Source organism: Mesorhizobium salmacidum (SeqCode) (assembly GCF_037179605.1).
Taxonomy (GTDB): domain Bacteria; phylum Pseudomonadota; class Alphaproteobacteria; order Rhizobiales; family Rhizobiaceae; genus Mesorhizobium; species Mesorhizobium salmacidum.
In genome coordinates this window covers 109,072-134,606 of sequence record NZ_JAPYKS010000013.1, presented here as the reverse complement: position 1 = coordinate 134,606, position 25,535 = coordinate 109,072, and the positions used below count along the sequence as shown (strand labels likewise).

Genomic DNA, 25,535 nt, shown 5'->3' with positions numbered 1-25,535 from the left:
CAGCAAGCTAACGCCATCCACGCTGCAAATTCAACCGGTTCAGACCGTCAGCCCATTCTACCCTGCCCGGTGCGCGGCGAAACGGCCCGATCTTGATTCCACCATCAGCCTTCACCATTTCTGATGAGGTGGGCGCAGGCTAAGCAGGCCCCTGTTACGAGGAAATGACATGGACGCTCGCGTTCTCGACGGCGAAATCATCGACACCCGGCTTGACGATTTCAGGGCTTATGAAGGCGTGCGCACAAGACGCATCCTGGCCTTCGTGCTCGACTATATCATCGTCGCCCTGCTCACCATTCCGTTCGCCATCCTGGTGTTCTTCCTCGGGCTTTTGACCCTCGGTCTTGGCTGGATGCTGTTTGGCGTCCTGGTGCCGGCAGTCGCCATCCTCTACATCTGGAACACGCTGGGCAGCGCCGACCAAGCCACTACGGGCATGAAGATGATGGGCATCCGCCTCGACCGTCTGGACGGCAGGCCGATCGACGGCCTCACGGCGGTCGTCCATTCCGTGCTGTTCTGGGCCGGCAACGTCATCCTGTCGCCGCTGGTCCTGCTGGTGACCCTGTTCTCCGACCGCAAGCGCACGCTGCACGATCTTTTGCTCGGCACGGCCGTCAGCCGCACTGGCCGCTAGAACCGGCGCCTCAAGAGAAAACACAGCCCCTTGAGCGCAAATGTGAAGGTGTTCAGTCAACCGCGCCTTCACTATCCTATTGAATTTTTCGCCGCCGGAGCCAAAGGTAGAGCGATTCGAAGGAGTGTTTCCAAGGCTCGATGACGCAGCACCCGACCCAGTCGCCGCAGTTTTTCCTGACCGCGCCGTCGCCGTGCCCCTACCTCGACGGCCAGTTCGAGCGCAAGGTGTTCACGCATCTGGTCGGCGACAAGGCCTCGGAGATGAACGACCTGCTCACGCAAGGCGGCTTTCGGCGCTCGCAGAACATCGCCTACAGGCCAGCCTGCGAGACCTGCCGTGCCTGTGTATCCGTGCGTATCCTGGCCCAGGAGTTTACCGCCAGCCGCAACATGAAGCGCGTGCTGCAGCACAATTCCGACCTCGTCGGCGCCATGCACAATGCCGAGCCCTCGACCGAACAATATTCGCTGTTCCGCGGCTATCTCGATGCCCGCCACCGCCGCGGCGGCATGTCGGACATGACGGTGCTCGACTACGCCATGATGGTCGAGGATACCCATGTCGACACCAAGGTGATCGAATACCGGCGGCGGGGACCCGATACTTTCATCACCGGCAAGGGTCAGGGTGAACTCATCGCGGTGGCACTCACCGACAAGATGGCCGACGGCCTGTCGATGGTCTATTCCTATTTCAATCCCGATTTCGAAAGCCGCTCGCTCGGCACGTTCATGATCCTCGACCACATCGCCCGTGCCAAGGCGATGGGACTGCCCCATGTCTACCTTGGCTACTGGGTCAATGGTTCGCGCAAGATGAATTATAAGATGCGCTTCATGCCGCAGGAGCATCTCGGCCCAAAAGGCTGGGAGCGCTATACCCACGAAGCGGTCTGACGCTGAGTTTTCCCACGATCCACGCTTAACTGTTTCAAGGCAGGGGATGCTGGTCTTTCAGCCGCTCGGATGGAGAGAGTGCGCGATTGCGCCGGTCGGCCACCGCCTGCATTTCATTGCGAAAGTTCCTGCATGTCCTCTCACCAAGACCACCAGAAGGGCCTTCTGATAACCGCCATCGGCGGGCTGATACTGACTGTCGACATACCGTTGATCCGCCTTGCGGATGGCGGCGCGTGGACGATCCTTTTGCTGCGGACCGGAACCACCTTCATCGCCGCGATGATCATCTGGTCGGTCTGGCGCGCGCTGAGCCGGAATGTCCCGCCGCTCATCCCCGGCTGGTCCGGGCTGATCGTGGCGATATGCTATGGGCTGACCTCGATCACCTTCGTTACCGCGGTCTTTCATACCTCGACCGCCGATCTGGTGTTCATCCTGGCCTTCAACACCGTGTTCGCCGCACTGCTGTCCTGGATATTCCTGAAGGAAAGACCGCGGGCGGTGACGATTGTGGCGATGCTGGTCATGATCCTCGGCGTGCTGGTCATCGTCGGCGGTTCGGTCGGCACCGGCAAGCTGTTCGGCGACTTCATGGCGCTCTGCTCGGCATTCTTCATCGCGGTCGCCATCACCATCTCGCGCGCCAGCGGCAAGGATATGGGATTCACCTCGCTCATAGGCGTCCTTCTGCCGCTTGGACTGGCCGCCTTCATGGTGACAGGCGAAGGCTTCCACGTGAACGCGCCATGGTGGATCATCTTCAACGGCGCCGTCATCATGCCGATCTCGTTCTTCTGCCTCGCCGCAGGGCCGAAATACATTTCGGGACCGGAAGTGGCGATGTTCTACCTGCTCGAAACGGTGCTGGCGCCGATCTGGGTGTGGATGATCTTCGCCGAGACGCCGACGCGCAACAGCCTGATCGGCGGCGGCATCCTGATCGTCACGCTGGTCGCCCATTCGCTCTGGCAGCTGCATGATGGGCGCAGGCGCCGGGGCACGCTTGCATTAAGTCACCCCGTTTAGAAGCCCTCGGCACAAGAGGTGCTGGATTTAGAATCCTGGCCGCCGTTAGCGCGCTAGTAACAGCTCGCCTTCAGGATGGCTCGTATGAAGTCGAGTGAGCCGTGAAATCAACTGTGCGCGTTGGGATCAGTCGAGAGGCGACCATTTCGACCGTGGTCGTCCTGCTGCTAATCGTGGCGGCATTTGGGGTTGCGCGAGGCTTCGACGCCAGTGCAGCGACACTATTTTCCAGTTGGTTCGTCCGAAAAGTAGACCTCGGGCAGTGCGGCTTGCCGTTTGCTCGCAATATCATTGGAGCGACTTTGTTCATGGCAATGGCCGGAGTAATCCATCTCGGCGTGCTGGTGAAATGTTGGATGATCGCACGACCATGGGAAGGCAAATATGCCATGGGCACCTTCTGGTGGTGCCTATTTTTTGCATTCTCTTACTTCTTGATGATCTTTATTGTGCGCCAACAAGGGGGCTGGTTGTCGAAAGGATTCCGCCTCCCGGAAGGGCCGGACTTAACCGAGGCGTGTCAACTCAGCCACTTCTGGAATGGTGCGGAATCGATTTTCTTGCCGGGCTTCATTTTCATGATGCTGGCAGCCTTCTCGACGTGGGCCACACTCGTGTGGGCGCTTGTCTTTCCACAAGTGATGACACAAGGCCGGCACAAGCCGTAGTCAGGCCTTGGCTCTTTTTTCTGCTGTAATCTCGATCTGTGGCGGCCCGCGTTCGAGCTCGGCTACGGGATCGGGAGCGGTGTCGTCGGCCAACTCCACCTCGCGCAGCCACTCGCGCCAGATCGCGACCAGCAGCGCCATCAGCACCGGGCCGATGAACAGGCCGAGAAAACCCATCGTCTTGACGCCGCCGATCAAGCCGAAAAAGGTCGGCAGGAAGGGCAGTTTTATCGGTCCACCCACGAGCTTGGGGCGCAATGTCTTGTCGACGATGAACAGCTCGACCGTTCCCCATATGAACAGCGCCAGGCCGGCCATCGGCGAGCCGCTGGCGGCGAGGTAAATCGACACCAAGGTAAAGGACAGCGGCGCACCACCGGGGATGAGCGCCATCACGCCTGTCAGCGCGCCCAGCGTCACAGGCGACGGCACGCCGGCCAGCCAGTAGGCGACGCCCAGCACCAGACCCTCGCCGATGGCAATCACGGTCATGCCGGTCACGGTCGAGGAAATGGTCGCCGGCACGACGCGCGAGATCCGCTCCCAGCGGGTCGGCAGGATGCGTTCGCCGAGGCGGTCGATCTGGCCGGCGAAATTCTCGCCATCGCGATAGGCGAAAAACAGGGCGATCATCATGAACAGCAGCGTCAGAAAGAGGCTGAAAGCGCTGCCGCCGGCGGCGAGCGCGCCGCGGTAAATGCTGCCGATATTGGCGCCGCTGACCAGCTGGATCAGTTCGCCGATGCCGCCGGGATGGCCGAGATTGGTCGTCCACTGCTCGTTCAGCCACTCACCCACCACAGGCAGGGTGGCGATCCAGTGCGGCGTCACCGCACCGTGCCGATTGGTCTCGATCGCCCAGCCGACCCACTCGCGCACCTCGTTGATTGCATAGGTGCCGGCAAGCGCGATCGGTATCACCAGGAAGGCGAGGATGAACAGGATGGCAAATGTGGCGGCGATGGTTCGGTTACCGCCGACGCCGACCAGCAGGCGCCGATAGAGCGGCCAGCTGGCGAAAGCGATGACGAGCGCGGCCAGCACTGGGAACAGGAAACCATGGAAGAAATAGACACCAGCGGCAACGATCAGCACCAGCAGCCAGCGCGCCGCCGACAGCGGCGGTATGACGGCCGACCGGAGCGGTGTGGACAGCCCGAAGAGGCGCTGCTGCCGTTCCGGTTTCTGTATCTTTGCTTCCTTCAAATGCCCTGTTCTCCCCGACCCGTCCGGTCAGTTATGCACTGATATAGTGCAGCAATCGTGACGATAGTCCAAATGGTGATGGTGGCGCTGTGTTTCCTTCTCCCCCTGTGGGAGAAGGTGTCGCCGAAGGCGAGGATGAGGGGTGTTCCAGCGGAGCGAGGCGTTGGTGTTCCATGGAACACCCCTCAACCGTCTCGGCGCTACGCGCCGATCCACCTTCTCCCACAAGGGGAGAAGGAAGAAGCGCCCCGTTACCCGAACTTGCCAGTCCTGGGGAAACCCTTCGGCACCATACGCCCTGCCGATGCCCTCGCGCCGATCCACTCGGCCAGTTCCTCGCGCGACCGCGTGAAGGTGCGGTCGGCCGAATCCTGCCAGGAAAGACCGGTCTCCAGCGTGAACGGCTTGAGGTCGAGAAGGCCGCCATCCTTGTATTTCTGCAGCCGCACGCCCTTACCGCGACCCATCTCCGGAATTTCCGAGAGCGCGAACACCAGCATCTTGCGGTTCTCGCCGACGATGGCCAGATGATCGCCAGTGACCGGCACGCAGCGCTTGGCTTCGTCCGGGGCCTTGACGTTCATCACCTGTTTGCCCTTGCGGGTGTTGGCGACCACCTCTTCCTCCGCAACGATGAAGCCGTTGGCGTCGAGAGAGGCGAGCAGCAGCTTGCGCTTGGGATCGTGGACGAAGGCGGTGACGATGTCCTGGTCATTGTCCATGTCGACGATGATGCGGATCGGCTCGCCATGGCCGCGGCCGCCGGGCAGCCGGTCGGCGCCGATCGTGTAGAATTTGCCGCCGGTGGTGAAGACCAGCACCTTGTCTGTCGTCTGGGCATGGAAGGCGAGCTTGAGACTGTCACCCTCCTTGAAGGTCAGCGTCGAAAGATCGGCCAGATGGCCCTTCATTGCCCGCAGCCAGCCTTTTTCCGAAACCACGACGGTGACCGGCTCGCGCTCGATCATGGCATGCGCGATGTCGGTCAGGTCGTGCTCGGGCGCATCGGCGAACTGGGTACGGCGCTTGCCGATCTCGGTCTCCGGGCCGAACTTGTCGCGAACCTGAGTGATTTCCCACTTGATCGTCGACCACTGCTTTGCATCGGACGCCAGCAGCGCCTCGATCTGCTTCTTCTCTGCGGTCAGGCCATCGAATTCCTTGCGGATCTCGAATTCCTCCAGCTTACGCAACGCGCGCAGCCGCATGTTGAGGATCGCTTCGGCTTGGGTGTCGGTGAGCGACCAGCGGGCCATCATGACCTGCTTTGGCTCATCCTCCTCGCGGATGATCCTGATCACCTCGTCAATGTTGAGGTAGGCGATCAGGTAGCCGGCAAGGATTTCCAGCCGCCTCTCGATCTCGCCGAGGCGATGTTTCGAGCGACGGATGAGGACGTCGCGGCGGTGATCCAGCCATTCCTGCAGCACGCCTTTCAACGACAGCACGTTGGGCACCTTGCCGCGCGACAGCACATTCATGTTGAGCGGGAAACGGCTCTCGAGCTCGGTGAGCTTGAACAGTGATTCCATCAGGATGCCGGGGTCGACGGAACGGCTCTTGGGCACCAGAACGACGCGGATGTCCTCGGCACTTTCGTCCCTGATATCCTCGAGCAGCGGCAGCTTGCGGGCCATCAACAGCTCGGCGATCTTCTCGATCAGCCGCGCCTTCTGCACGCCATAGGGGATTTCGGTGACGACGATGCTCCAGGTGCCCCTGCCCTGGTCCTCCTGGTTCCATTTCGACCGCACGCGAAAGCCGCCGCGGCCGGTCTCATAGGCTTCGTGGATGGAGGCGCGGCTGTCGACGATGATGCCGCCGGTCGGGAAATCCGGACCCTGGACGAAATCCATCAGCTTCGCCACCGGCGCGTCGCGATGCTCGATCAGATGCAGTGCGGCGTCGCAAAGCTCGGCCGCGTTGTGCGGCGGGATCGACGTCGCCATGCCGACCGCGATGCCGGACGAGCCGTTGGCCAGCAGATTCGGGAAGGCGCCGGGGAGCACGACCGGCTCCTCGTCCTCTTCATTGTAGGTCGGCCGATAGTCGACGGCATCCTCGGTGATGCCGGCAAGCAATTCGGTCGCCACGTCGGTCATGCGCGCTTCGGTGTAGCGCATGGCGGCGGCGTTATCGCCGTCGATGTTGCCGAAATTACCCTGGCCGTCGACCAAGGGGTAGCGCATCGAAAAATCCTGCGCCAGCCGTACCAGCGCATCATAGATCGACTGGTCGCCATGCGGGTGGAACTTGCCCATCACCTCGCCGACGATACGGGCGCATTTGGCAAAACCCTGGTCGGGATTGAGGCGCAGCAGTCGCATGGCGTGCATGATACGGCGATGGACCGGCTTCAGTCCGTCGCGAACGTCGGGCAGCGCCCGGTGCATGATGGTCGACAACGCATAGGCGAGATAACGCTCTTCCAGCGCCTTCTTCAGATCGACCGGTTCAATATGATCGCCGCCGCCATTGTCAGGCGGCAAAAGCCTTTTTCCCATGGGCTGGGACTAGCCGAGCGGGTGATTCGCGGCAAGGGGCGCGCACCGGACCGGTCGATTTGCGCACTTTTCTGCAACAGGAGACCGCAAGATCGAGCTTGCCGGCCAACATCAGTCTGTTACATCCCGCATCTATTGCGAAGCACGCAGGCGGCCCGACCTTCATGCCAAATTCACTGCATTGTCCAATAGCGTTCGGATCGGGTTTGCCTTTCACCGCGATTTTCGACCATTGTGCCGGGACACGCCTTTTTCCCGTCCAGTTCGTCACGGAATGGTGATGGCGCAAAGAATTGAAAAATAATTTCAGGACACTCTCAGGGACCTTGCGATGACAATCAACCGCTCAACTCTCCGGAAATTCGCTCTTTCGACCTTCTTGCTCACACTGCCGCTGAATGCTGCCCTTGCCCAGGACGCCGCGGTCGCGGACCGGCTGAAGGCTGCGCTCTCCGCACAGGGCGTCGACATCTCCTGGACCGGCGTGACCGGCGACAACACCAGCATGGTGCTGCAGGGCGTGTCGGTGAAACCGGCCGCGGAAAAGGAAGCGCTGACGATCGGCGACGTCAAGCTCGAGAACATCACCGAAGCCAATGGCGGCTATGATATCGGCACCGTGTCGACCTCGGCCTTCGAACACAGCAAGGACGGCGTCACCCTCGATCTCAGCCCCTTCATCATCCACGACATGACGGTGCCGGCCGACGGCTCCACCAGCCCGCTTGGCTCGCTGATGATGTATAAATCCGCTGAACTGTCGAACATGACGGTCAAGGTCGCCGACAAAACCGCATTCTCGATGGACGGCCTTGCCATCGAGATCACGCCGCCCGCCGACGGCAAGGCGATGGAATTCACCGCCAATACGGAGAAGTTCACGGCCGATCTCTCGCTGGTCGACGATCCCAAATCCAAGGAGGTCATCAGCGCGCTCGGCTACCAGAACATCTCGGGCAATCTCGAAATGGCCGGCACCTGGCAGCCATCTGACGGCAAGATGGAACTGTCGAAATACGACATCTCCGTCGAGAATGCCGGCACGCTCGGCATGACCTTCGACCTCGGCGGCTACACGGTCGACTTCATCAAGTCGCTGCAGGAAATGCAGAAGAAGATGGCCGCACAGCCGGAAGGCGCCGACAATTCGGCGCAAGGCATGGCCATGCTCGGCCTGTTGCAGCAGCTTTCGTTCAACAGCGCCTCGATCCGCTTCGACGACGATTCGCTGACCGGCAAGGTGCTGGACTATGTCGGCAAGCAGCAGGGCATGTCGGCCAAGGACATCGCCAACCAGGCGAAGGCGATCGTGCCGTTCGGCATGGCGCAGCTCAACAATCCGGAACTCACGGCTCAGGTGACCGCCGCGGTCAGCAAATATCTCGACGATCCGAAGAGCCTCGAAATCTCGGCCGAGCCGCCGGCATCGGTGCCGTTCGCGCTGATCATGGCGGGCGCCATGTCGAACCCGCTGGACCTGCCGAAGACGCTCGGCGTCAGCGTCAAGGCAAACGAGGACTGATCGAAACGGCCTCAGGACACGAAAAACCGGCATCGCTGCCGGTTTTTTGTTGGCGAATCGGAAGAACCGGTTCGAGCAAGTTCCTGAAGTAAAGCCCGAAGCTTCCGGTCAGGCGTCCTTCTTGGTTGGCGCGACGCGCAGCGCCAAATCGCGAAGCTGCTGCGGGCTCGCTTCCGACGGCGCGTTCATCAACAAATCATAGGCCTGCTGGTTCATCGGGAACATGGTGATTTCGCGCAGGTTCTTGGCGCCGACCAGAAGCATGACGACGCGGTCGACACCGGCGGCCATGCCGCCATGCGGCGGCGCGCCATACTGGAAGGCGCGATAGAGGCCGCCAAAGCGCTCCTCGACCGTGGCGCGGTCCAGCCCGACCGTCTCGAATGCCTTGACCATGGTTTCTGGCAAATGGTTGCGAATGCCGCCGCTGGCGATCTCGAAACCGTTGCAGACCATGTCGTACTGAAAGGCCTTGATGCCGAGCAGGTCCTCGCCGTTCAGCGCATCGATGCCGCCCTGCGGCATCGAGAACGGATTGTGGGCGAAGTCGATCTTCTTCTCCTCCTCGTTCCATTCGAAGAACGGGAAGTCGACGATCCAGCACAGTTCGAAGCGCTCGCGGTCGACAAGGTTCAGCTCCTCGCCGGCGCGCGTGCGCGCGGCGCCCGCAAAGGAGACGAACTTCTTCGGGTCGCCGGCGACGAAGAACGCGGCATCACCATCGGCAAGGCCAAGCTGCAGGCGGATCGCCTCGGTGCGCTCCTCGCCGATGTTCTTGGCGAGCGGGCCGGCGCCTTCGAGCTTGTCGCCCTCCTTGCGCCAGAAGATGTAGCCCAGCCCCGGCTGGCCCTCGCCTTGCGCCCAGCTGTTCATGCGATCGCAAAAGGCGCGGCTGCCGCCGGTTTTTGCCGGAATGCCCCACACCTCGGCCTTCGGGTCGTTGGCCAGGATGTTGGCGAACACCTTGAAGCCGGACTCGCGAAAATGGTCGGAGACGGCCTGCATCTCGATCGGGTTGCGCAGGTCCGGCTTGTCGGAACCGTATTTGCGCATGGCGACATCGTAAGGGATGCGCTGGAATTTCTGCGTCACCGGCTTGCCGTTGGCGAAGGTCTCGAAGACGCCGCGCATCACCGGTTCCATGGTCGACAGCACATCGTCCTGCTCGACGAAACTCATTTCGACGTCGAGCTGGTAGAATTCGCCAGGCAGACGGTCGGCGCGCGGGTCTTCGTCGCGGAAGCACGGCGCGATCTGGAAATAACGGTCGAAGCCGGACACCATGATAAGCTGCTTGTACTGCTGCGGAGCCTGCGGCAGCGCGTAGAAGGTGCCAGGATGGATGCGCGACGGCACCAGGAAGTCGCGCGCGCCTTCCGGCGACGAGGCGGTAAGGATCGGCGTCGAGAATTCGGTGAAGCCGACCTCGCCCATGCGCTTGCGCATCTCGGCGATGATTTTCGTGCGCGCCACGATGTTCCGGTGCAGCGTCTCACGGCGCAGGTCGAGGAAGCGGTATTTCAGCCTGATGTCCTCGGGGTAGTCCGGTTCGCCGAATACCGGCAGCGGCAATTCCTTGGCCGCCGACAGCACCTCGATCTCGCGGGCGAAAATCTCGATCTCACCGGTCGGCAGGTTGGCGTTCGTGGTTTCCGGCAGGCGTGCCTTGACCTCGCCGTCAACGCGGATCACCCATTCGCCGCGCAAGGTCTCGGCGACCTTGAAGGCAGGCGAATCCGGATCGGCGACGATCTGGGTCAGCCCGTAATGGTCGCGCAGATCGATGAACAGCAGGCCGCCATGGTCGCGCACGCGATGCACCCAGCCCGACAGGCGAACGGAATTGCCGACGTCGCTCTTTCGCAACTGGGCACAGGTATGGCTGCGGTAACGGTGCATGGTCATGGATAAAAAGTCCGGGATTGTGGGTTGCGGGCCAAAGCATCGCAGCCCGGCCCAAAATTTGCGCGAAAAGCGCATGAGAGGCATGGTTTGTCAAGGCAAACGGATGGAGCGGCAGTCTCTCAGTCTGGAACTTCGGGTTTCAATCCATAGCCGGTCATGTGGCGGAACCGTAAACCGCCTCTCGCGTTGGCGCATGATGGAGTGAGAGGAGGCAAACATGTTTTCCTGGAAGGGCACTTGGCGCAATCAATACGGTTCGGTTGTAGTTATCGAAGACGATAGCGATGGTTTGATCCGCGGTGTCTTCAAGACAGCATTGCCCGACAGCAGCTTTTCCGGGATGGAAGTGCCTCTCCACGAGGCCGCTCATGGAGATGTGATTGGCTTTACTTCCGCGGCGTTAGGAAAAACGGGCCCGGCGGCGGTCAGCTACACCGGCATTTTTCGAGACGGCAAGATGGAGATGTTGTGGCACACAGTGGCTGGACTGGCACTTTCAGCCGATGCCGAGGGTGAGCCCGCAAAGCTGACCCAGGTCGGAACATGGCGCGCCTTCGGGACCAGCCTAGACACCTTTGAGCGCGTCGATTGAATACTCCGACCGCCGGCGAGTTCGTGCTGATCAAGGCGGCCCTGATGCTGTTCTATTCCTTCGGCGCCATTGGCGGCCCGTTCGCGGCCTCGACAGCGATGCAGTATTTCGGGCCAAGCGCGCTGTTTGTCTTCAGCGCCATGGTCTAAGCGGTCTTCACCGCCGTCATCCTCTCCGGCATGCCGGCCGGCAAGCGCAGCGCTTCACCGCGCTGTTGCGCACCTCGACCATTTTTGCGCGGCTGGCGAGGAGAAATAGTGATCCAGACAGTCCGGAAGGGCCGTCACGGTGGCACCACAGCTTGACGAAAGCCTTCCCGGCTGAAATCTAGGAAGACCCTACTCCTGCCAAAAGCGATTTGATGCACGTCATCACCACCCAGAAAGAACTCGAGACCGTTCTCGCCGCTTTCGAAAAGTCGGATTTCGTCACCGTCGACACCGAATTCATCCGCGAAACGACCTTCTGGCCCATCCTGTGCCTGATCCAGATGGCCGCGCCCGACGTAACGGCGCTGATCGATCCGCTGTCACCTGATATCGACCTCGCTCCCTTCTTCAGATTGATGGCCAACGAGGCGGTGGTCAAAGTCTTCCACGCCGCCCGGCAAGACATCGAAATCATCGTCCATCTCGGCGATCTCGTTCCGCACCCGGTGTTCGACACACAGGTGGCGGCGATGGTCTGCGGCTTCGGCGACAGCGTTTCCTACGACCAGCTCGTGCAGCGCATCACCGGCGCACGACTCGACAAGTCGTCGCGCTTCACCGACTGGCGCCACCGCCCGCTGTCCGACAAGCAGCTCGACTACGCGCTGGCCGACGTTACCCATTTGATCGAGGTCTACCAGCACCTCAACGCCGAGCTGGCGCGGGAAAACCGCGCCCACTGGCTGAATGAAGAGATGGATGTCCTGACCTCGCGCGAGACCTACGATCCGCATCCCGAGGACGCCTGGAAGCGGCTGAAGATGCGGCTTCGCAAACCGCAGGAGCTGGCGATCGTGCAGACCGTGGCGGCCTGGCGCGAACGCGAGGCGCGCGAGCGCGACGTGCCGCGCGGCCGCGTGCTCAAGGACGACGCGATCTACGAGATCGCGCAGCAAGGGCCGCGCGATGCGGCAGCCCTTGCCAAGCTGCGCACCACGCCCAAGGGCTGGGAACGCTCCTCGACGGCGACGGCACTGCTCGGCGCGGTCAACACCGCGCTCGCCCTGCCCAAGGAGCAGATGCCGAAACTGCCGAAAAGCTTCCAGCCGCCCGAGGGGTCGAATGCGGCCGCGGAGCTCTTGAAAGTGCTGCTCAGGATCATCGCCGAAAAACAGGGCGTCGCCTCGAAGGTGCTCGCCTCCAGCGACGATATCGATCGCATCGCCGCCGAAGGCGAGGATGCCGATGTGCCGGCGCTGCAAGGCTGGCGACGCGCCGTGTTCGGCGAACAGGCGCTGAAACTTGTGCGCGGCGAGATCGGCATCAAGTTCGACAATCGAAAAATAGCAGTGTTCGACCTGTAGGTTCAGTCTCTCTTCTTCCGTCGCGGAGAAGAGAGCTGACGCCAATTCTGCTCAAATCACCCCGAGCAGGTGAAGAGCGAGCCAGATCCAGCCCAACAGGACAATGACCGCTCCAAGGAAGAAAGAGCGGCTGCGCCAGCGCAGATCGTTGCTGGTCAGGTGAACCCAGGCGTGGAAGTAGCGGGTCACCACGAAAGCCCACATCAGCGCCAGTGTCAGATAGTTGACGCCATTGGTGACGTGCAGCGCCAGGCACAGCACATAGAAAAGCACCGGCAGTTCGAACTGATTGCTGAGATTGCCGGCAACGGTCGCGCAGGAGACCGGTTCTGTCGAGCGGGCCTTGTACTGGCTCGCCTTCGCCTCGCCCGACTTGACGGCAACATATCGGCGCCGGCCCAGTACGCAATAGACGATATAGATCAGCAGTACGTGGGCGAGCATCGGCCAGAAGATCGCGGTCTGGTTCATGCAGTCGCCCCTGCCCTGTTCGGCTTCAATTCTGACGTCTTTGGCCCGCCAACCAGAAAGCGGCAATGACGATGACCGGGACGGCGAGAAGCGCGAATTTGGTGACGATCAGCGCCGAGGCGAAAGACAGCGAATCCGGGTTGGCGTAGAGGAAATCGGACAGAAGCCGCGCCACGGCGATGTTCTGGGCGTAGTCGGCGAGCGTGTAGGGCAGCACCAGGACCAGCGCGAAGATCGCCTGCATCTGAGCCGGCAGCACGCGGAAATTCTTCAGTCGCCGGCCAGTCGCCAGGATCAGGCTGACCAGCGTCAGCGACAGCAGCGCCGGAAACAAAAGATCGAAGGTCAGGTAATGCCAGACCAGGATGATCTCGCTGCCGCGCCGGCCAAGCGCCGTCAGCCAGGCCATGCCTTCGTCGGGCGTGAATCCGAAATAGCGCATGTCGAGCGAGGCCAAGCCCCCGCTCAACTGGCGGAAATAGAAGAACTCCATGCCCGTCATGGCGATGAAAACCGCCGCCGAGAGAAAGCAGAGCGCCCCGACATGGCGCGACAGGCGCAGCACCATGGCGGTCAAGTTGCGCCAAAGCCCGGAAGAATCAGGCTCCGCCGGGATAGTTGGGGCTTTCGCGGGTAATCGTGACGTCATGGGCGTGGCTTTCACGAAGTCCAGCGTTGGATATGCGCACAAAAGTGGCGCGGTCGCGGAAATCGGCAAGGTCGCGGCCACCAACATAACCCATAGCGGCTTTCAGCCCGCCCGCAAGCTGGTGCAACACGCCAGACACAGGTCCTTTGTAGGGAACCTGCCCTTCAATGCCTTCCGGCACCAATTTCAGCGTGTCGCGCACCTCGGCCTGGAAGTAGCGATCGGCGGAGCCCCGCGCCATGGCGCCGACCGAGCCCATGCCGCGATAAGCCTTGAAGGAGCGGCCCTGGTGCAGATAGACCTCGCCCGGGCTTTCGTCGGTCCCGGCAAGCAGCGAGCCGATCATGGCGGCACTGGCGCCGGCGGCGAGTGCCTTGGCGAGATCGCCGGAATATTTGATGCCACCGTCGGCGATCACCGAGGCGCCCGATTTATGCGCTGCCTCGACCGCCGACATGATGGCCGAAAGCTGGGGAACGCCGACCCCGGCCACGATGCGGGTGGTGCAGATGGAGCCCGGACCGATGCCGACCTTGACGGCGTCGGCGCCGGCGTCGATCAGCGCCCGCGTGCCTTCCGCGGTGGCGACATTGCCGGCCAGGATGCGCACGGAATTGGAAAGCTTCTTCGCCCGCGTCACCGCGTCCAGCACCCGCTGTGAGTGGCCATGCGCGGTGTCGATCACCAAAAGGTCTACGCCGGCCTCGATAAGGCGCTCGGCGCGTTCGAAGCCGTCATCGCCGACGCTGGTGGCGGCCGCGGCGCGCAGGCGCCCCTGCGCATCCTTGGTGGCATGCGGGTTGAGCTGCGACTTCTCGATGTCCTTGACGGTGATCAGCCCGACGCAATTGCCCGTTTTGTCGACCACAACCAGCTTCTCGATGCGGTGCTGGTGCAGAAGCCGCTTGGCCTCGTCCTGGTCGACATTCTCCTTGACCGTGATCAGGTTCTCACGGGTCATCAATTCGTAGACCTTTTGCGCCGGATCGGAAGCGAAGCGCACGTCACGGTTGGTCAGGATGCCGACGAGCCGGCCGGTCTTGTGGCCGCCGGCGCCACCATTCTCGACCACCGGAATGCCCGAAATCGAGTAGGTACGCATCAGCGACAATGCGTCGGCGAGAGTGGCGTCGGGACCGATCGTGACCGGGTTGACCACCATGCCGGATTCGAATTTCTTGACCTGGCGCACCTGCTCGGCCTGTTCGGCGGGCGAGAAATTGCGATGGATGACGCCGATGCCGCCGGCCTGCGCCATGGCAATGGCGAGCCTTGCCTCGGTGACCGTGTCCATCGCCGCCGACAGGATCGGCACGTTGAGGTCGATGTCGCCGGCGATGCGGGTGCGGATGTCGGTCTGGCCGGGCATCACCTCGGAATGACCGGGCTGCAAGAGCACGTCGTCAAAGGTCAGCGCCAGTGCGCCGGTGGAGGTTTCGATGATTTTTGCCATGGCCAGCCCTTTGAATGCAGAAAGGCGCTGGACCGGAATGGACAGCGCCGACTCATTATTCCCTTTCAGGATTGGCGGTGGCTGGTAACACGTCGCGGCGGCGTTGAAAAGCCGATCGTTGAGTGGACGTTAAGGATCGGTTCAGTGTCGACAGGGTCGCGGGACCGATCCAACTTCCTGTTTCTACGCAGTTCCAGGCGGAAAAACCGGTTCACACTTTGCCTGGAGCCTAGTCCGCGCCCAGCAGGGTATCGAGCAATTCATGACGTGGCGATGCGAAAGGATTGACAACGGTTACGCCACCCCAGGTGAAGCCATGTTGCAGATCTTCCGACAGGAGCAGCCGGCAACTCGATTGGGAGGCAGCTGATAGGATGACCGCATCCCAGATACTGAAATGGTGGTCGGCCGCAAGATCGACCGCCATCATCATAACCTCGGGCGACGTTCCAGCAACCGGGAAGGCGTCGCGCCAGCCCAGGAGTGCATCCCGAGCTTCCTGCGAAGATCGTCCAGCCTTGCGAACAAGCACGTTGAACAGTTCGCCAAGCACTTGAACCGGAATGACAGCTGCCTCTTGCGGAACGTTGCGCAGCAACTCCAGAACAGCGTCACGCTTGTCGGCGTTGTTCACGCCTTCTGCATAAGCAAGGATGTTGGTGTCGAGCGCGATCTTCACCGGTCGTAAAGCTCGTCGCGGGTCCATTGCCCGGCATCGACGACAGGCTGCCGCTCAAGCCGTGACAGCAGCGCGGTGCGCGAGCGCGAGGCCACCTGACCGCGATTGTCCGCGGGTACGATCCGCGCAACCGGCCGCCCGTGACTGGTCACCACAAAGTTCCGCCCTTCCCGCACACCACGAAGAATGAGCGAAAATTTTCGATTGGCGTCGGCGGCTGAAACGGATTCGTCCATGATTGCATCAAAGTAGTTATTTTAACTAGAATAGCTATAGCTTGGCTCCTTGGCAAGCTATCTCTGATCGCTGCCCAGGCCCTCCGCGGCGTCGAAGTCGCACAAAAGTGACAGCAAATTAATGCGACATCGGCCCAAAGGCATGATAACCGCCCATTGTATCGGCATGCCCCCGGCCGGCAGGCAATTTCGACCAATTCGGACGCGTTCGTTGAACCGCACTATCCCGCTTATCCTTGCGGTCGCTCTCTTCATGGAAAACATGGATTCGACCGTCATCGCGACATCGCTGCCGGCGATCGCGACCGACATCCATACCAGCCCTATCGCGCTGAAACTGGCGCTGACGGCCTATCTGGTGTCGCTGGCGATCTTCATTCCGATCAGCGGCTGGATGGCCGATCGCTTCGGCGCCAAGAACATCTTTCGTGCCGCGATCGCGGTGTTCATTGCCGGTTCGGTCGCCTGTGCCCTCTCCGGTTCCCTGCCGGCCTTCGTGGTGTCTCGCTTCCTGCAAGGCATCGGCGGCGCCATGATGACCCCGGTCGGACGCCTGGTTCTGGTTCGTGCCACGCCCAAAAGCGAACTGGTCGCCGCCATGTCCTGGCTGACCGTTCCCGCGCTGGTCGGGCCGCTGGTGGGCCCGCCGATCGGCGGCTTCATCACCACCTACTTCACCTGGCACTGGATTTTCCTGATCAACGTGCCGATCGGCCTGATCGGCATCTGGCTGGCCACCCGCTTCCTGCCAGAAACTGAATCGATGGAGACGCCGCCGCTCGATTTCGTCGGCTTCGTGCTGAGCGGGCTGGCCGCATCCGGCGTCGTCTTCGGCCTGTCGGTGGTCAGCCTGCCTTATCTGCCGCCGGCGACCGGCTTCATCACGATCGCCGTGGGGCTGCTGGCGGGCGCGCTCTACCTGATGCATGCGCGCCGCGCCAGGAATCCGCTGCTCGCGCTTGAGTTGTTCCGCAACCAGGTGTTCCGCTCGTCGGTGCTCGGCGGCAGCCTGTTCCGCATCGGCATCGGCGCGGTGCCGTTCCTATTGCCGCTGATGTTCCAGATCGGCTTCGGGCTGACCCCGTTCCAGTCCGGCATGATCACCTTCGTCTCGGCGATCGGCGCCATCGGCATGAAATTCGTCACCGCGCTGATCTTCCGCGTTGTCGGCTTCCGCCGCGTGCTGATCCTGGGCTCGCTTGTCGCCGCCGCATCGATCGCCATCTATGGTCTCTTCACCCCAGAGACGCCCTATGCGTTGATGCTGGCCATATTGCTGGTCGGCGGTTTCATCCGCTCGATGTTCTTCACCGGTGTCAACGCACTCTCCTATGCCGAGGTGTCGGCCGAGGATACCAGCAAGGCGACGCCGATCACGGCGGTGTTCCAGCAATTGTCAATCGCGCTCGGCGTGGCGCTCGCCGGCGGCGTTCTGGAAGTCTCGACCTCGATCCATGGCGGCCCGCTGACGCTGGGCGACTTCCATATCGCCTTCTTCATCGTGGCGGCGGTATCGGCGGCGGCGTCGCTGTCGTTCATGCGGCTGGCACCCGATGCCGGCAACGCCGTCTCCGGCCATGGCCGGCTGACAACGCCCAAGACACTGGAACAGGTGAGATCGCCGGGAGAGTGAGGCTCTCTCCCTGCTCCCCTTGTGCAAGAGGAGAAGGGAAGGCGTTACTCCCTGCTCGGCTCTCGCCCCTTGAAGTCCTTGGCCAACAGATAAAGCTCCACCGACTCATCGCGCGATGCCGGTGGCTTGACGTGGTGGACGGAGCGGAAATTCTTCTTGAGCATGGAGAGCAGCTCGTTCTCGGCGCCACCCTGAAAAGTCTTGGCCAGGAAATGGCCGCCGGGCTTCAAGACCGACAGCGCGAAATCGGCCGCCACCTCGCACAAATGCATGGTGCGGATATGGTCGGTCCGCTTGTGGCCGGTGGTCGGTGCGGCCATGTCGGACAGCACGACATCCGGATCCCCGCCCAGCGCTTCGGAGAGCTTTTGCGGAGCCTGCGGATCAAGAAAATCCAGCAGCAGCACCGGCGCGCCAGGCACGGCGTCCATTTCGAGATAATCGATGCCCACGACATGCGGATGCTCGGCCGTCGATTTCGTGCGCGCGGCCGCGACCTGACACCAGCCGCCGGGGGCGGCACCGAGGTCGATCACCTTCATGCCGGGCTTCAAGAGGTGGTGCTTGTCATCGATCTCGATCAGCTTGTAGGCCGCGCGCGAGCGATAGCCGTCGGCTTTGGAGCGCTGGACATAGGGATCGTTGATGTGGCGCTGCAGCCAGCGGCGCGACGATTCCTTCAAGCCGCTTTTCTTCTTGATCCGCGTTTTCAGCACGCGAATGCTGGCGGACCCTGGTTTTTCCGGTTTCTTGGTCATTGCCTGATTTCTTGTTTGAGCATGATCATGCCCTAGCACGCCCGTCGTTACGCCAGACGCCGTCATCGGCCATCAGCTCGCTCAATATGCCCTCGCGCAGGCCCCGGTCGGCGACGCGAAGCCGCTCCGAGGGCCAGACGGCGCGGATTGCCTCGAGGATAGCACAGCCGGCCAGCACGAGATCGGCGCGGTCGGCGCCGATACAGGGGTTGGCGCAGCGCTGCTGGAAATCCCAGCCGACAAGTCTCTCCACCATGCGGTCGACGCTGTCGCGGTCCATCCACAGGCCGTCGACCCGGCGGCGGTCGTAGCGTTCGAGGTCGAGATGGACGCCGGCCAGCGTCGTCACCGTCCCCGAAGTGCCCAACAGATGGAAATTCGGGCTGGCCTTGAGATGGCTCAACCGATCGCGGCCGTCGAAAGCGGCCAGCCTGCCGGCGACGTCGTCGACCATGGCGGTGAAGATCTCGCGCGTTACGGTGCGGCCGCCAAAGCGTTCCGCCAACGAGACGACGCCGACCGGCAGCGATGTCCACGAAACGATATGATTGGCGAGGCGTGGCGAACGGCGGCCGGTGAGATCAATCAGCGCTATCTCGGAGGAGCCGCCGCCGATGTCGAACAGGACGACGCCTTGCGTGTCGCGCTCGACCAGCGAACCGCAGCCGGAAACCGCAAGGCGGGCTTCGGTCTGGCGGTCGATGATCTCGAGCTTCAGGCCGGCTTCGCGTTCGACACGATCGAGGAACTCGACGCCGTTTTCGGCGGTGCGGCAGGCTTCGGTGGCGATCAGCCTTGCCTTCCTGATCTTGCGGCCGCGCAGTTTGTCACCGCAGACCTTCAGCGCCTCAACCGCGCGGTCCATCGCCGGCTGGCCGAGCCGGCCATTGGCGGTGAGCCCCTCGCCCAGCCTGACGATGCGCGAGAAGGCATCGATGACGCGGAACTGGCCGTGACGCGTAGGGACGGCGACCAGCAGCCGACAATTGTTGGTGCCGAGGTCTAGCGCCGCAAAGACCGGAAGCTCGTGCACCGGCGGCCTGCGGTGTCCTTGCTCGGGGCGTGGGATTGGAACGACGGGCGAGATCGCCGCAGCGGCAATAGGCTTCAGCTCTACTGCCGCGACAGCGGCCTTGCCTTGTGCCGGCGCTCGATTGTCCCCGGGGCGCGCATCGTCGCGCGCAAAAACCTTGCGCCCACGCCTTCGCTTGCGCCGTTTCTTGGGCTTGCCCTTCTGGTTGTGGGTCGCGTCGCCCGCCTGCCCATTCACGGAGCGAGGCTCCGTCGGGCGGCGTTGCTGCCAACCGGCTGTCCCCGGGCCTGGCGATCCCGGGGAAGCGCTGGACGCGCCCACCTCCGGCGCGCCTGCGCCGGTGTCGCGGTCTTCCACTGTCGTTCCTTCCGGCGCCGCGCGAACCGGTGACGGACGCAGCAGGCGCTTTGGCATGTTTCAAGTTACGGCCAGACTAACAGTGCTGTGGCCGATCACCAAGAGCCGCATGCTGAATTTTGCCGGCTGGGGCGCGAACCGCCTTTTTCTGCTGCACCGCCTTAATGTACCCGCAAGGCTGGATTGATAACGCGACGCCTGAGGAGACCGCGCCCGTCGAAGCCGATGCCCTCACGCTTGTCAGCGTTTTGCGCACCGTCCAGTGCAGGCAGGTCTTGCCGGCATCAGGCGCGACAAGTGTTCGCGGTTGAATAGCCGGCTTCAATGAGGCATTTCTGAAATGAATGGGGAATGCGGGGCGGTTGGCCTCTCGACAGAAAAGGAAGCGGATACACAAGGCATGGCAGTCTGGCAATGAACTGGAAACGCTATTTCTGGCCGGTCGTCGGCATCGGCGCGGTGATCTTCTCGCTGCTGCTGCTCTGGCATGAATTGCGCGGCATCTCGCTGGATGACGTCTGGGACGGGCTGGCGGCCATTCCGGCTCGCGACTGGATACTGGCAGGCTTGAGTTCGGTCGTCGCCTATGCCGCGCTCGCCGGCTACGATCACATCGCGCTGCTGCATATCGGCAGACGAGTGTCGTGGCTGTTCGTCACGCTCTGCTCCTTCACCACCTATGCGCTGTCGCACAATATCGGCGGTTCGGTGTTTTCCGGCGCCGTCATCCGCTACCGCGCATACGGCACCAGGGGCCTGACCGGCCAGGAAGTCGGCGTATTGGTGGCGGTCTGCTGGATAACCTTCGTGCTGTCGACGATACTCGCCTCGGGCCTTGTGCTGGTGTTCGAGCCGCAGATTATCGACCGATTCTCCGGCATCGCCCATCACGGCCTGTCGGAGGCCGCAGGCATCGCGATGCTGATCCTCATCGCAGCCTATATATTCGGCAGTTGGCTGCATCTGCGCCCGTTGACGATCGGCAGCTTCCAATTGCACTATCCGGCGCTGCCGATCGTCGCACGGCAATTGCTGATCGGCCCGATCGAACTGCTCGCCGCCGCGGCGATCATCTTCTTCGCCCTGCCCGGAGTGCACAATCCAGGCTATTTCGTCGTGCTGGGCGTCTTCCTCGTCTCCTTCTCGGTCGCCCAGATCTCGCACGCGCCGGGTGGCCTCGGCGTGTTCGAGGTGGTGTTCCTGGCCGGGCTTTCCGACATGGACCCGGTCGGCGTGCTGGCGGCGCTGCTGGTGTTCCGGCTGTTTTATCTGATCATCCCGCTGTTTCTGGGCCTGGGCATCGTGCTGTTCTTCGAACGCTCGCAATTCAGCCGCAAGGAGAGCTGAGGCATCGGATCGGACTTTGCACCCGCGTTGTGCGCGCCATATGAACTCGGCGCCTGATACCAGCGGCCGAAACGTTGCGATTGAACCGCAGAGCAGGCTTGACTATTTTCCGCTGGCGGCTACAAGGCAGCGCTCAAGCGGCTCAGCCGTTCGGCCCGCGCAGTCCATGACCGCGCCTGCTGGGGAATAGGTTAACGGTAGACCCACGGACTCTGACTCCGTTAGTCCTGGTTCGAATCCAGGTTCCCCAGCCACTCCTCTTTTCAACAACAAAATCAAGCAGTTAAGGCGCGTTAGAAAACGCTAAGTGTTACATGCTGGTTGACTAATTTTGCTATGCTGCCGCGGCCACCGTTTCCGCAGGTCAATCAAACGGTTGCCTGAAGGGCACAGACTTCGCCTCGATTCCATTCACAGTTCGACAGCACCAGATGTAGGAGCTTCTCGTTAGGAAGCTGCCGGACGAACAGTCGGCTGGCTTCGCGACCCAGTCCAGGAGCCAAACGCCGTCGTCCATGGATGATTCTTCACGTTGCCCATAAACGTCGGCCACGTTGATCGCGACAGACGCACATGCGCCGGCCCTTGCAATCAGCGGTGCCATCACCAGTTCCGGGCCGATGGCGGCGACACCATTATCGGTGCGATCGCAGAAGCGATCAAACGACGAACACGTCGTGATAGGTCAGGGCCGCCCCGGGCTCCAGATGGGCGATTTCCACCTGCGGGGCCGATTTCGAGCCGTCGGGATCATAGGACAGAACGCCCGTGGTCCGGTCGTAGAGCAGGTAATCGTTGCTGTGGGCGGCGTGTTCTCGTAACTCGAAATACGACGAGTTCACCTGTGTCGGGCTGGACAAGGAACCGGGGCCGAGCTTGGTGAAGACAGCACTGTCGAGATAAAGCGCGTCATGTACCGCGTCGAAGTCGGTGATTGTGGCGACATTGCCGGGGCCATAGGCCGTGTCAAACACGAAGGTGTCCTCGCCCCTGCCACCGGTCAGCACGTCGTTGCCACCCAGGCCCCGCAGTGTATCGTTGCCAGCCTGGGCGTCAAAGGTATCGGCCGCGCCAGTGCCGATAAATGTATCGTTCCCGGCCGTTCCGTGGGTCGGGTCGGTCGGAGGTGGCGGTGTCGGGTCGGTCGGCGGGGTCGGAGGTGACGGTATCGGGTCCGTCCCGTCATGGGCTGCGTGCCAGGCCGCCTTGGCGTGGTCCCAATAGTCGCGGGCCGCCTGGCCTTGAAGGATCGTCCAGCCGGCGGGCGGCTTTGGATAATCCGCCGGCAGCGGCGTGTCGGAGAGGTTGAGATAGTAATTGCCGTGCGACTCGACCGTCTTGTCCCAGGCGTGCTGCAGCCGCCCCTGGCCGTTGTGGTGAACGTCGGTGATCGCCACCACGCAGTCGATAAAGTGCAGGCTGGGCGAGATATCGTTGGCGCCTGTGCCGTCGTCGAGTTTGAATGGCGAACCGTGGGTGATCACGCCTTTGCGAAGGTACTCTCCCATGCCCAGAAGCATGCCATCCATGGTAACCGAGTTGTCAGACCCATCCACTTCACCGTCGCCAAGGCTCACTCCGGAAAACACGTGGTCGAACAGGGAATCCTTGATGGTGCCGCCGATGACGTCGTCGTCCTCGACCGCGTCGTCTCGTGAGTTGCCGACATAGCTATCCTCGATAAGGAAGGTGCCAGTGCCGCCGACACGGATGCCATCCCAGGGCTGGGTGATCGTAAAGTCGTCGATGACAAAGCTGTGGGCTGAATTCACACGGACTGCGGCGGAGTTGACGTAGATGTTCTCCCAGTCGCCGGTTTGGGAGACCGTGCCGTTGATCGTGCCGCCCAAAGCCGTGAGGTTGTCGCCGGGGTTGACGACCGCGAAGGGATAGAGGTTGGTGGGGCTTCCCTGATTGGCAACGATCCATGAGGCGCTGGTGGCATCGATTGTGGTGTCGGCGGGCAGACCGGATACCTTATATTGGCGGTAGCCATAGTCGTCGCTCAAGACAATGGTGTTCGCATTGGCCATGTTCGGCCACCTTTCACACCCCGCCCTTTTTTCTGCCCAAACGCCTGAAGCCAGAAAGGCCTGCACCTACCAGAGCCCCGTTAACCATATCGTGCAAATCACAAAATGTAAAAATAATGGACGTCCCTCGCAAAAAGCTGTCGCGCAGCGATTTCAGCGGGGCCCGACGTCCTATATGCCTATATGCTTGGCGCATTAGCACGGGAGAAAGGTGTGTCCCGAGAGCGTGACGCGCATATGTGGCGCGAAGCCGGGAAGCTTGCGGCGTCTGGCGACTATGAAGGATGGCTTGCCATTGAATGGGAGCTTCGTAGCAGAGGATTCTCACGCGCCAAGCTGCTGTTTGATAACGACCGGGTCCGCGAAAAATTGGATGACATCTGTAAGAAGGCACAGGAGCAACGCGCCCACACCAACCGGACCTAAAGGCCCGAAGCGGCGATCCTGCCCTTCACCGATCGCATGTGGGCTGCCATTCCCGTATAAGGCCGCCTGATGGTCACTGACACCGAGTTCATCCGCGAAAGCATCAGCCAAGGCTGCGTGATGCTGGCCGATGGCGAGTCCTTCATCGACAGGTTGGTGAAGTATGTCGGCAACGGGAGGGTCCGGTGGCACGTCGAATTTCGTGGACATCGAATCGAGCTGACGACCGGCCAGCTCAAGAAGCAGCCTACGTTCCGAAGGAAGATGCTCGAACAGGCCGGCGTGCTGCCGGCTCAGCGTACCGGGGCCAATTACAGGCGATGGGCTATCGATCTGAGGAAGAACGCTATCGAGCTTCCTTGGCGCGATAGACCGGTCGATGCCGGATTCGCCGTAGACAGGCTTGTCAGCCATGGGAGCGACCGGTGGATAGTTGAATACCAAGGCAAGGCAATCAAATTCACCACCACCAAACTGCGCAGGCAAACCAGTTTTCGCAAGAGGATGCTGCTCAAGGCCAAGGTGCTGCCGCCCCAACTGGACCCAATTGCCTATCGAAAGTGGATGGATTGGCTGATTCAAAACGCCACGGTGGCGGCACCGCAGACCAGCGATGCCTTGATGACCGAGAAAAGTTGGCTTGACGACCTGCCCGAGCTAGCCGGCTGGCAAAAAGAAGCGCCACCCGAAAGCGACTAACAGGGCGCCGGCCGACCTTCCCGGGCGGTTAATTTCCGATCATGGAATGCTGAAGGGCACCGATTCCGCAACCGTTCCATCAATGGCCAAATCAACACGATAGGTGCCCTCCGGCCATCCCGCCGTAGGTTTGGTGAGTTGTGAATCAGCCTCGTTGTTCGCTCCGACGTCGAGGTCGACCTTGTCGATAGTATAGTTTTCCGGTGCCGCGCCGTGGGAATCGACCGAGACCCAGGAGAATGTGATTTTCGATGTGGGCGCGATATCCACCAAATCGGCCGACACATAAATCACCGGTGTGTCGACAGGGAAGCTGCTCTGAGGCGTTCCCCCGTCCTTCGTCCCGGAAAGGACAATGTTATCGAAGCCGGCCGCATGGGCCGGCAAGCTGAGGGCCACCAAGGCGGCAACGGCAACTAGAACTGATTTCAAGACTTACTCCTCGGACTTGGTTACTGGCCCGCAAATCTGGGGGCGAATTGGCGCTAGGGGCGGACGCCTTCAGCCTAGCCATTTGTCATAGTCGGCCACCAGCAAGTGCAGTGGCTGCGTGTCTTCCTCGATATCGGCGAAACGGCCGATCGGCTCGCGGAAGACATTGTCGGTGCGATCGTCATTGACGGTCGATACCTCGCCGATCAGGACATCCTTGCCTTCGGCCCAGAAGGCGTGCCAGACGCCGGGCAAAAGCGTGACGCTCTGGCCCGGATCGAGCTTCAACAGCCCGCCCGCCGGCAGCCTGTGGATGGTTCCGTCGACCGGCACCGACACCTCGGCCTTGGGGTCGATACCGCCATCGCGATCATGCATGAACAGTTCAAGCACCAGCTTGCCGCCGCCGCGGTTGATGATGTCCTCGGCCTTGATGTTGTGGCGGTGCATCGGCGACATCTGCTCCTTGCGCGAGATCATGATCTTCTCGGCATAGAGCATGCCCATGCCCTTCTTCATGTCCTCGTAGCGACCGTTGCGAACGGTGAACAGGAACAGGCCGAGATCGTCGAACTTGCCCTGGCCGTAGTCGGTGATGTCCCAGCCGAGCCGTGAGGTGAAGATGGCCGAGGAATCGACCTGGCGCGCCTTCATCTCTTCCGGCGACCAGTATGCGAAGGGCGGCATGATGTAGCCGAACGAGCGGATGAAAGCGTCGGCTTCGCGGATGATATCGTTGATTGCGGAGCGTTTCATGATCATGACCCCTTGTCTCGGTTTTTCCGATAGATCGCATAGCCGAACGCCGGTGCGGTGTCGATCCATTCTGCTTATTCGAGCCTTGCGCGTTC

Annotated in this window: 24 protein-coding genes, 1 tRNA gene and 1 pseudogene; 13 read left to right on the top strand and 13 right to left on the bottom strand. The window is 61.7% G+C overall.

Annotation, left to right across the window (positions count from 1 at the left end; all coding sequences use genetic code 11):
- The first annotated feature begins 169 nt into the window (after positions 1–169).
- The 4 genes from O7A60_RS18820 to O7A60_RS18805 all read left to right on the top strand — a co-directional run bounded on the left by O7A60_RS18820 (position 170) and on the right by O7A60_RS18805 (position 3,236).
- Positions 170–640 carry an RDD family protein gene (locus O7A60_RS18820; RefSeq protein ID WP_337107519.1) on the top strand — a complete coding sequence of 157 codons (471 nt, stop codon included), beginning with the start codon at positions 170–172 and terminating at the stop codon, positions 638–640.
- Between the two features lie 140 nt (positions 641–780).
- Positions 781–1,539 (top strand): arginyltransferase, encoded by a 759-nt coding sequence (locus O7A60_RS18815; RefSeq protein ID WP_337107518.1) that lies wholly within the window; start codon positions 781–783, stop codon positions 1,537–1,539.
- A gap of 132 nt (positions 1,540–1,671) precedes the next feature.
- Complete coding sequence (locus O7A60_RS18810) at positions 1,672–2,568, top strand: DMT family transporter (protein WP_337107517.1); 897 nt, start codon at positions 1,672–1,674, stop codon at positions 2,566–2,568.
- A gap of 101 nt (positions 2,569–2,669) precedes the next feature.
- Entirely contained in the window at positions 2,670–3,236 is a 567-nt protein-coding gene (locus O7A60_RS18805) for a hypothetical protein (protein ID WP_337107516.1), read from the top strand.
- Here O7A60_RS18805 and O7A60_RS18800 read toward each other — a convergent pair whose 3' ends face one another.
- Both O7A60_RS18800 and parC read right to left on the bottom strand, forming a co-directional pair.
- Positions 3,237–4,442: an AI-2E family transporter gene (locus O7A60_RS18800; RefSeq protein ID WP_337107515.1), complete on the bottom strand. Its 1,206-nt coding sequence runs from the start codon at positions 4,440–4,442 to the stop codon at positions 3,237–3,239.
- 251 nt (positions 4,443–4,693) lie between these two features.
- Complete coding sequence (gene parC / locus O7A60_RS18795; protein ID WP_337107514.1) at positions 4,694–6,946, bottom strand: DNA topoisomerase IV subunit A; 2,253 nt, start codon at positions 6,944–6,946, stop codon at positions 4,694–4,696.
- Positions 6,947–7,277: 331 nt separating this feature from the next.
- On the opposite strand from parC, the gene O7A60_RS18790 reads away from it, so the two are divergent.
- Positions 7,278–8,468, top strand: coding sequence for a hypothetical protein (locus O7A60_RS18790; protein ID WP_140507228.1), 1,191 nt, complete (start codon positions 7,278–7,280; stop codon positions 8,466–8,468).
- A 108-nt stretch (positions 8,469–8,576) separates the two neighbouring features.
- Here O7A60_RS18790 and aspS read toward each other — a convergent pair whose 3' ends face one another.
- On the bottom strand, positions 8,577–10,367 hold the full coding sequence (gene aspS, locus O7A60_RS18785; protein ID WP_337107564.1) for an aspartate--tRNA ligase: 1,791 nt from the start codon (positions 10,365–10,367) through the stop codon (positions 8,577–8,579).
- Positions 10,368–10,590: 223 nt separating this feature from the next.
- Here aspS and O7A60_RS18780 point away from each other — a divergent pair, with 223 nt between their 5' ends.
- From O7A60_RS18780 to rnd, 3 genes and pseudogenes are all read left to right on the top strand, one after another.
- Positions 10,591–10,965 (top strand): avidin/streptavidin family protein, encoded by a 375-nt coding sequence (locus O7A60_RS18780; RefSeq protein WP_337107513.1) that lies wholly within the window; start codon positions 10,591–10,593, stop codon positions 10,963–10,965.
- 14 nt (positions 10,966–10,979) lie between these two features.
- Positions 10,980–11,296, top strand: a pseudogene (locus O7A60_RS18775) (hypothetical protein); the annotation flags it as partial.
- Positions 11,297–11,326: 30 nt separating this feature from the next.
- Positions 11,327–12,478, top strand: a complete 1,152-nt coding sequence (rnd, locus tag O7A60_RS18770; protein WP_337107512.1) for a ribonuclease D — start codon at positions 11,327–11,329, stop codon at positions 12,476–12,478.
- Positions 12,479–12,529: 51 nt separating this feature from the next.
- Here rnd and O7A60_RS18765 read toward each other — a convergent pair whose 3' ends face one another.
- The 5 genes from O7A60_RS18765 to O7A60_RS18745 form a co-directional block, all read right to left on the bottom strand.
- Entirely contained in the window at positions 12,530–12,949 is a 420-nt protein-coding gene (locus O7A60_RS18765; protein WP_337107511.1) for an MAPEG family protein, read from the bottom strand.
- Between the two features lie 25 nt (positions 12,950–12,974).
- A complete protein-coding gene (locus tag O7A60_RS18760; protein WP_337107563.1) occupies positions 12,975–13,517 on the bottom strand; it encodes a hypothetical protein in 543 nt (180 codons plus the stop codon).
- 31 nt (positions 13,518–13,548) lie between these two features.
- Positions 13,549–15,051 carry an IMP dehydrogenase gene (gene guaB, locus O7A60_RS18755; RefSeq protein ID WP_140507237.1) on the bottom strand — a complete coding sequence of 501 codons (1,503 nt, stop codon included), beginning with the start codon at positions 15,049–15,051 and terminating at the stop codon, positions 13,549–13,551.
- 229 nt (positions 15,052–15,280) lie between these two features.
- A complete protein-coding gene (locus tag O7A60_RS18750) occupies positions 15,281–15,730 on the bottom strand; it encodes a PIN domain-containing protein (RefSeq protein WP_337107510.1) in 450 nt (149 codons plus the stop codon).
- Positions 15,727–15,966, bottom strand: coding sequence for a type II toxin-antitoxin system Phd/YefM family antitoxin (locus O7A60_RS18745; RefSeq protein ID WP_337107509.1), 240 nt, complete (start codon positions 15,964–15,966; stop codon positions 15,727–15,729). Before O7A60_RS18745 ends, O7A60_RS18750 begins: the two co-directional genes overlap by 4 nt.
- A 211-nt stretch (positions 15,967–16,177) precedes the next feature.
- Here O7A60_RS18745 and O7A60_RS18740 point away from each other — a divergent pair, with 211 nt between their 5' ends.
- Positions 16,178–17,599 (top strand): MFS transporter, encoded by a 1,422-nt coding sequence (locus O7A60_RS18740; RefSeq protein ID WP_337107508.1) that lies wholly within the window; start codon positions 16,178–16,180, stop codon positions 17,597–17,599.
- A 44-nt stretch (positions 17,600–17,643) separates the two neighbouring features.
- Here the strand turns inward: O7A60_RS18740 and O7A60_RS18735 are convergent, their stop codons facing one another.
- Positions 17,644–18,357, bottom strand: a complete 714-nt coding sequence (locus O7A60_RS18735) for an RlmE family RNA methyltransferase (RefSeq protein WP_337107507.1) — start codon at positions 18,355–18,357, stop codon at positions 17,644–17,646.
- 25 nt (positions 18,358–18,382) lie between these two features.
- Entirely contained in the window at positions 18,383–19,804 is a 1,422-nt protein-coding gene (locus O7A60_RS18730) for a Ppx/GppA phosphatase family protein (protein ID WP_415926833.1), read from the bottom strand.
- Positions 19,805–20,161: 357 nt separating this feature from the next.
- Here O7A60_RS18730 and O7A60_RS18725 point away from each other — a divergent pair, with 357 nt between their 5' ends.
- Together O7A60_RS18725 and O7A60_RS18720 are read left to right on the top strand one after the other, a co-directional pair.
- Entirely contained in the window at positions 20,162–21,094 is a 933-nt protein-coding gene (locus tag O7A60_RS18725) for a lysylphosphatidylglycerol synthase domain-containing protein (RefSeq protein WP_337107505.1), read from the top strand.
- A gap of 180 nt (positions 21,095–21,274) precedes the next feature.
- A tRNA-Gln gene (locus O7A60_RS18720) sits at positions 21,275–21,348 on the top strand.
- 405 nt (positions 21,349–21,753) lie between these two features.
- Here the strand turns inward: O7A60_RS18720 and O7A60_RS18715 are convergent.
- Complete coding sequence (locus tag O7A60_RS18715) at positions 21,754–23,127, bottom strand: calcium-binding protein (RefSeq protein WP_337107504.1); 1,374 nt, start codon at positions 23,125–23,127, stop codon at positions 21,754–21,756.
- A gap of 237 nt (positions 23,128–23,364) precedes the next feature.
- Between O7A60_RS18715 and O7A60_RS18710 the strand changes: the two genes are divergently transcribed.
- Together O7A60_RS18710 and O7A60_RS18705 are read left to right on the top strand one after the other, a co-directional pair.
- Complete coding sequence (locus tag O7A60_RS18710; protein WP_337107503.1) at positions 23,365–23,553, top strand: hypothetical protein; 189 nt, start codon at positions 23,365–23,367, stop codon at positions 23,551–23,553.
- 69 nt (positions 23,554–23,622) lie between these two features.
- Positions 23,623–24,252 (top strand): hypothetical protein, encoded by a 630-nt coding sequence (locus O7A60_RS18705; RefSeq protein WP_337107502.1) that lies wholly within the window; start codon positions 23,623–23,625, stop codon positions 24,250–24,252.
- A 39-nt stretch (positions 24,253–24,291) separates the two neighbouring features.
- Here the strand turns inward: O7A60_RS18705 and O7A60_RS18700 are convergent, their stop codons facing one another.
- Positions 24,292–24,684 carry a hypothetical protein gene (locus O7A60_RS18700; RefSeq protein ID WP_337107501.1) on the bottom strand — a complete coding sequence of 131 codons (393 nt, stop codon included), beginning with the start codon at positions 24,682–24,684 and terminating at the stop codon, positions 24,292–24,294.
- Positions 24,685–24,753: 69 nt separating this feature from the next.
- Positions 24,754–25,440, bottom strand: a complete 687-nt coding sequence (locus O7A60_RS18695) for a D-lyxose/D-mannose family sugar isomerase (protein ID WP_140507247.1) — start codon at positions 25,438–25,440, stop codon at positions 24,754–24,756.
- Positions 25,441–25,535 lie beyond the last annotated feature (95 nt).

Coding starts and splice junctions, on each gene's coding strand:
- O7A60_RS18695 (WP_140507247.1), bottom strand. CDS start 25,440: ATGAAACGCTCCGCAATCAACGATATCATCCGCGAAGCCGACGCTTTC.
- O7A60_RS18790 (WP_140507228.1), top strand. CDS start 7,278: ATGACAATCAACCGCTCAACTCTCCGGAAATTCGCTCTTTCGACCTTC.
- rnd (WP_337107512.1), top strand. CDS start 11,327: ATGCACGTCATCACCACCCAGAAAGAACTCGAGACCGTTCTCGCCGCT.
- O7A60_RS18820 (WP_337107519.1), top strand. CDS start 170: ATGGACGCTCGCGTTCTCGACGGCGAAATCATCGACACCCGGCTTGAC.
- aspS (WP_337107564.1), bottom strand. CDS start 10,367: ATGCACCGTTACCGCAGCCATACCTGTGCCCAGTTGCGAAAGAGCGAC.
- guaB (WP_140507237.1), bottom strand. CDS start 15,051: ATGGCAAAAATCATCGAAACCTCCACCGGCGCACTGGCGCTGACCTTT.
- parC (WP_337107514.1), bottom strand. CDS start 6,946: ATGGGAAAAAGGCTTTTGCCGCCTGACAATGGCGGCGGCGATCATATT.
- O7A60_RS18715 (WP_337107504.1), bottom strand. CDS start 23,127: ATGGCCAATGCGAACACCATTGTCTTGAGCGACGACTATGGCTACCGC.
- O7A60_RS18735 (WP_337107507.1), bottom strand. CDS start 18,357: ATGACCAAGAAACCGGAAAAACCAGGGTCCGCCAGCATTCGCGTGCTG.
- O7A60_RS18710 (WP_337107503.1), top strand. CDS start 23,365: ATGTGGCGCGAAGCCGGGAAGCTTGCGGCGTCTGGCGACTATGAAGGA.
- O7A60_RS18765 (WP_337107511.1), bottom strand. CDS start 12,949: ATGAACCAGACCGCGATCTTCTGGCCGATGCTCGCCCACGTACTGCTG.
- O7A60_RS18780 (WP_337107513.1), top strand. CDS start 10,591: ATGTTTTCCTGGAAGGGCACTTGGCGCAATCAATACGGTTCGGTTGTA.
- O7A60_RS18810 (WP_337107517.1), top strand. CDS start 1,672: ATGTCCTCTCACCAAGACCACCAGAAGGGCCTTCTGATAACCGCCATC.
- O7A60_RS18705 (WP_337107502.1), top strand. CDS start 23,623: ATGGTCACTGACACCGAGTTCATCCGCGAAAGCATCAGCCAAGGCTGC.
- O7A60_RS18745 (WP_337107509.1), bottom strand. CDS start 15,966: ATGGACGAATCCGTTTCAGCCGCCGACGCCAATCGAAAATTTTCGCTC.
- O7A60_RS18760 (WP_337107563.1), bottom strand. CDS start 13,517: ATGGTGCTGCGCCTGTCGCGCCATGTCGGGGCGCTCTGCTTTCTCTCG.
- O7A60_RS18725 (WP_337107505.1), top strand. CDS start 20,162: ATGAACTGGAAACGCTATTTCTGGCCGGTCGTCGGCATCGGCGCGGTG.
- O7A60_RS18815 (WP_337107518.1), top strand. CDS start 781: ATGACGCAGCACCCGACCCAGTCGCCGCAGTTTTTCCTGACCGCGCCG.
- O7A60_RS18730 (WP_415926833.1), bottom strand. CDS start 19,804: ATGCCAAAGCGCCTGCTGCGTCCGTCACCGGTTCGCGCGGCGCCGGAA.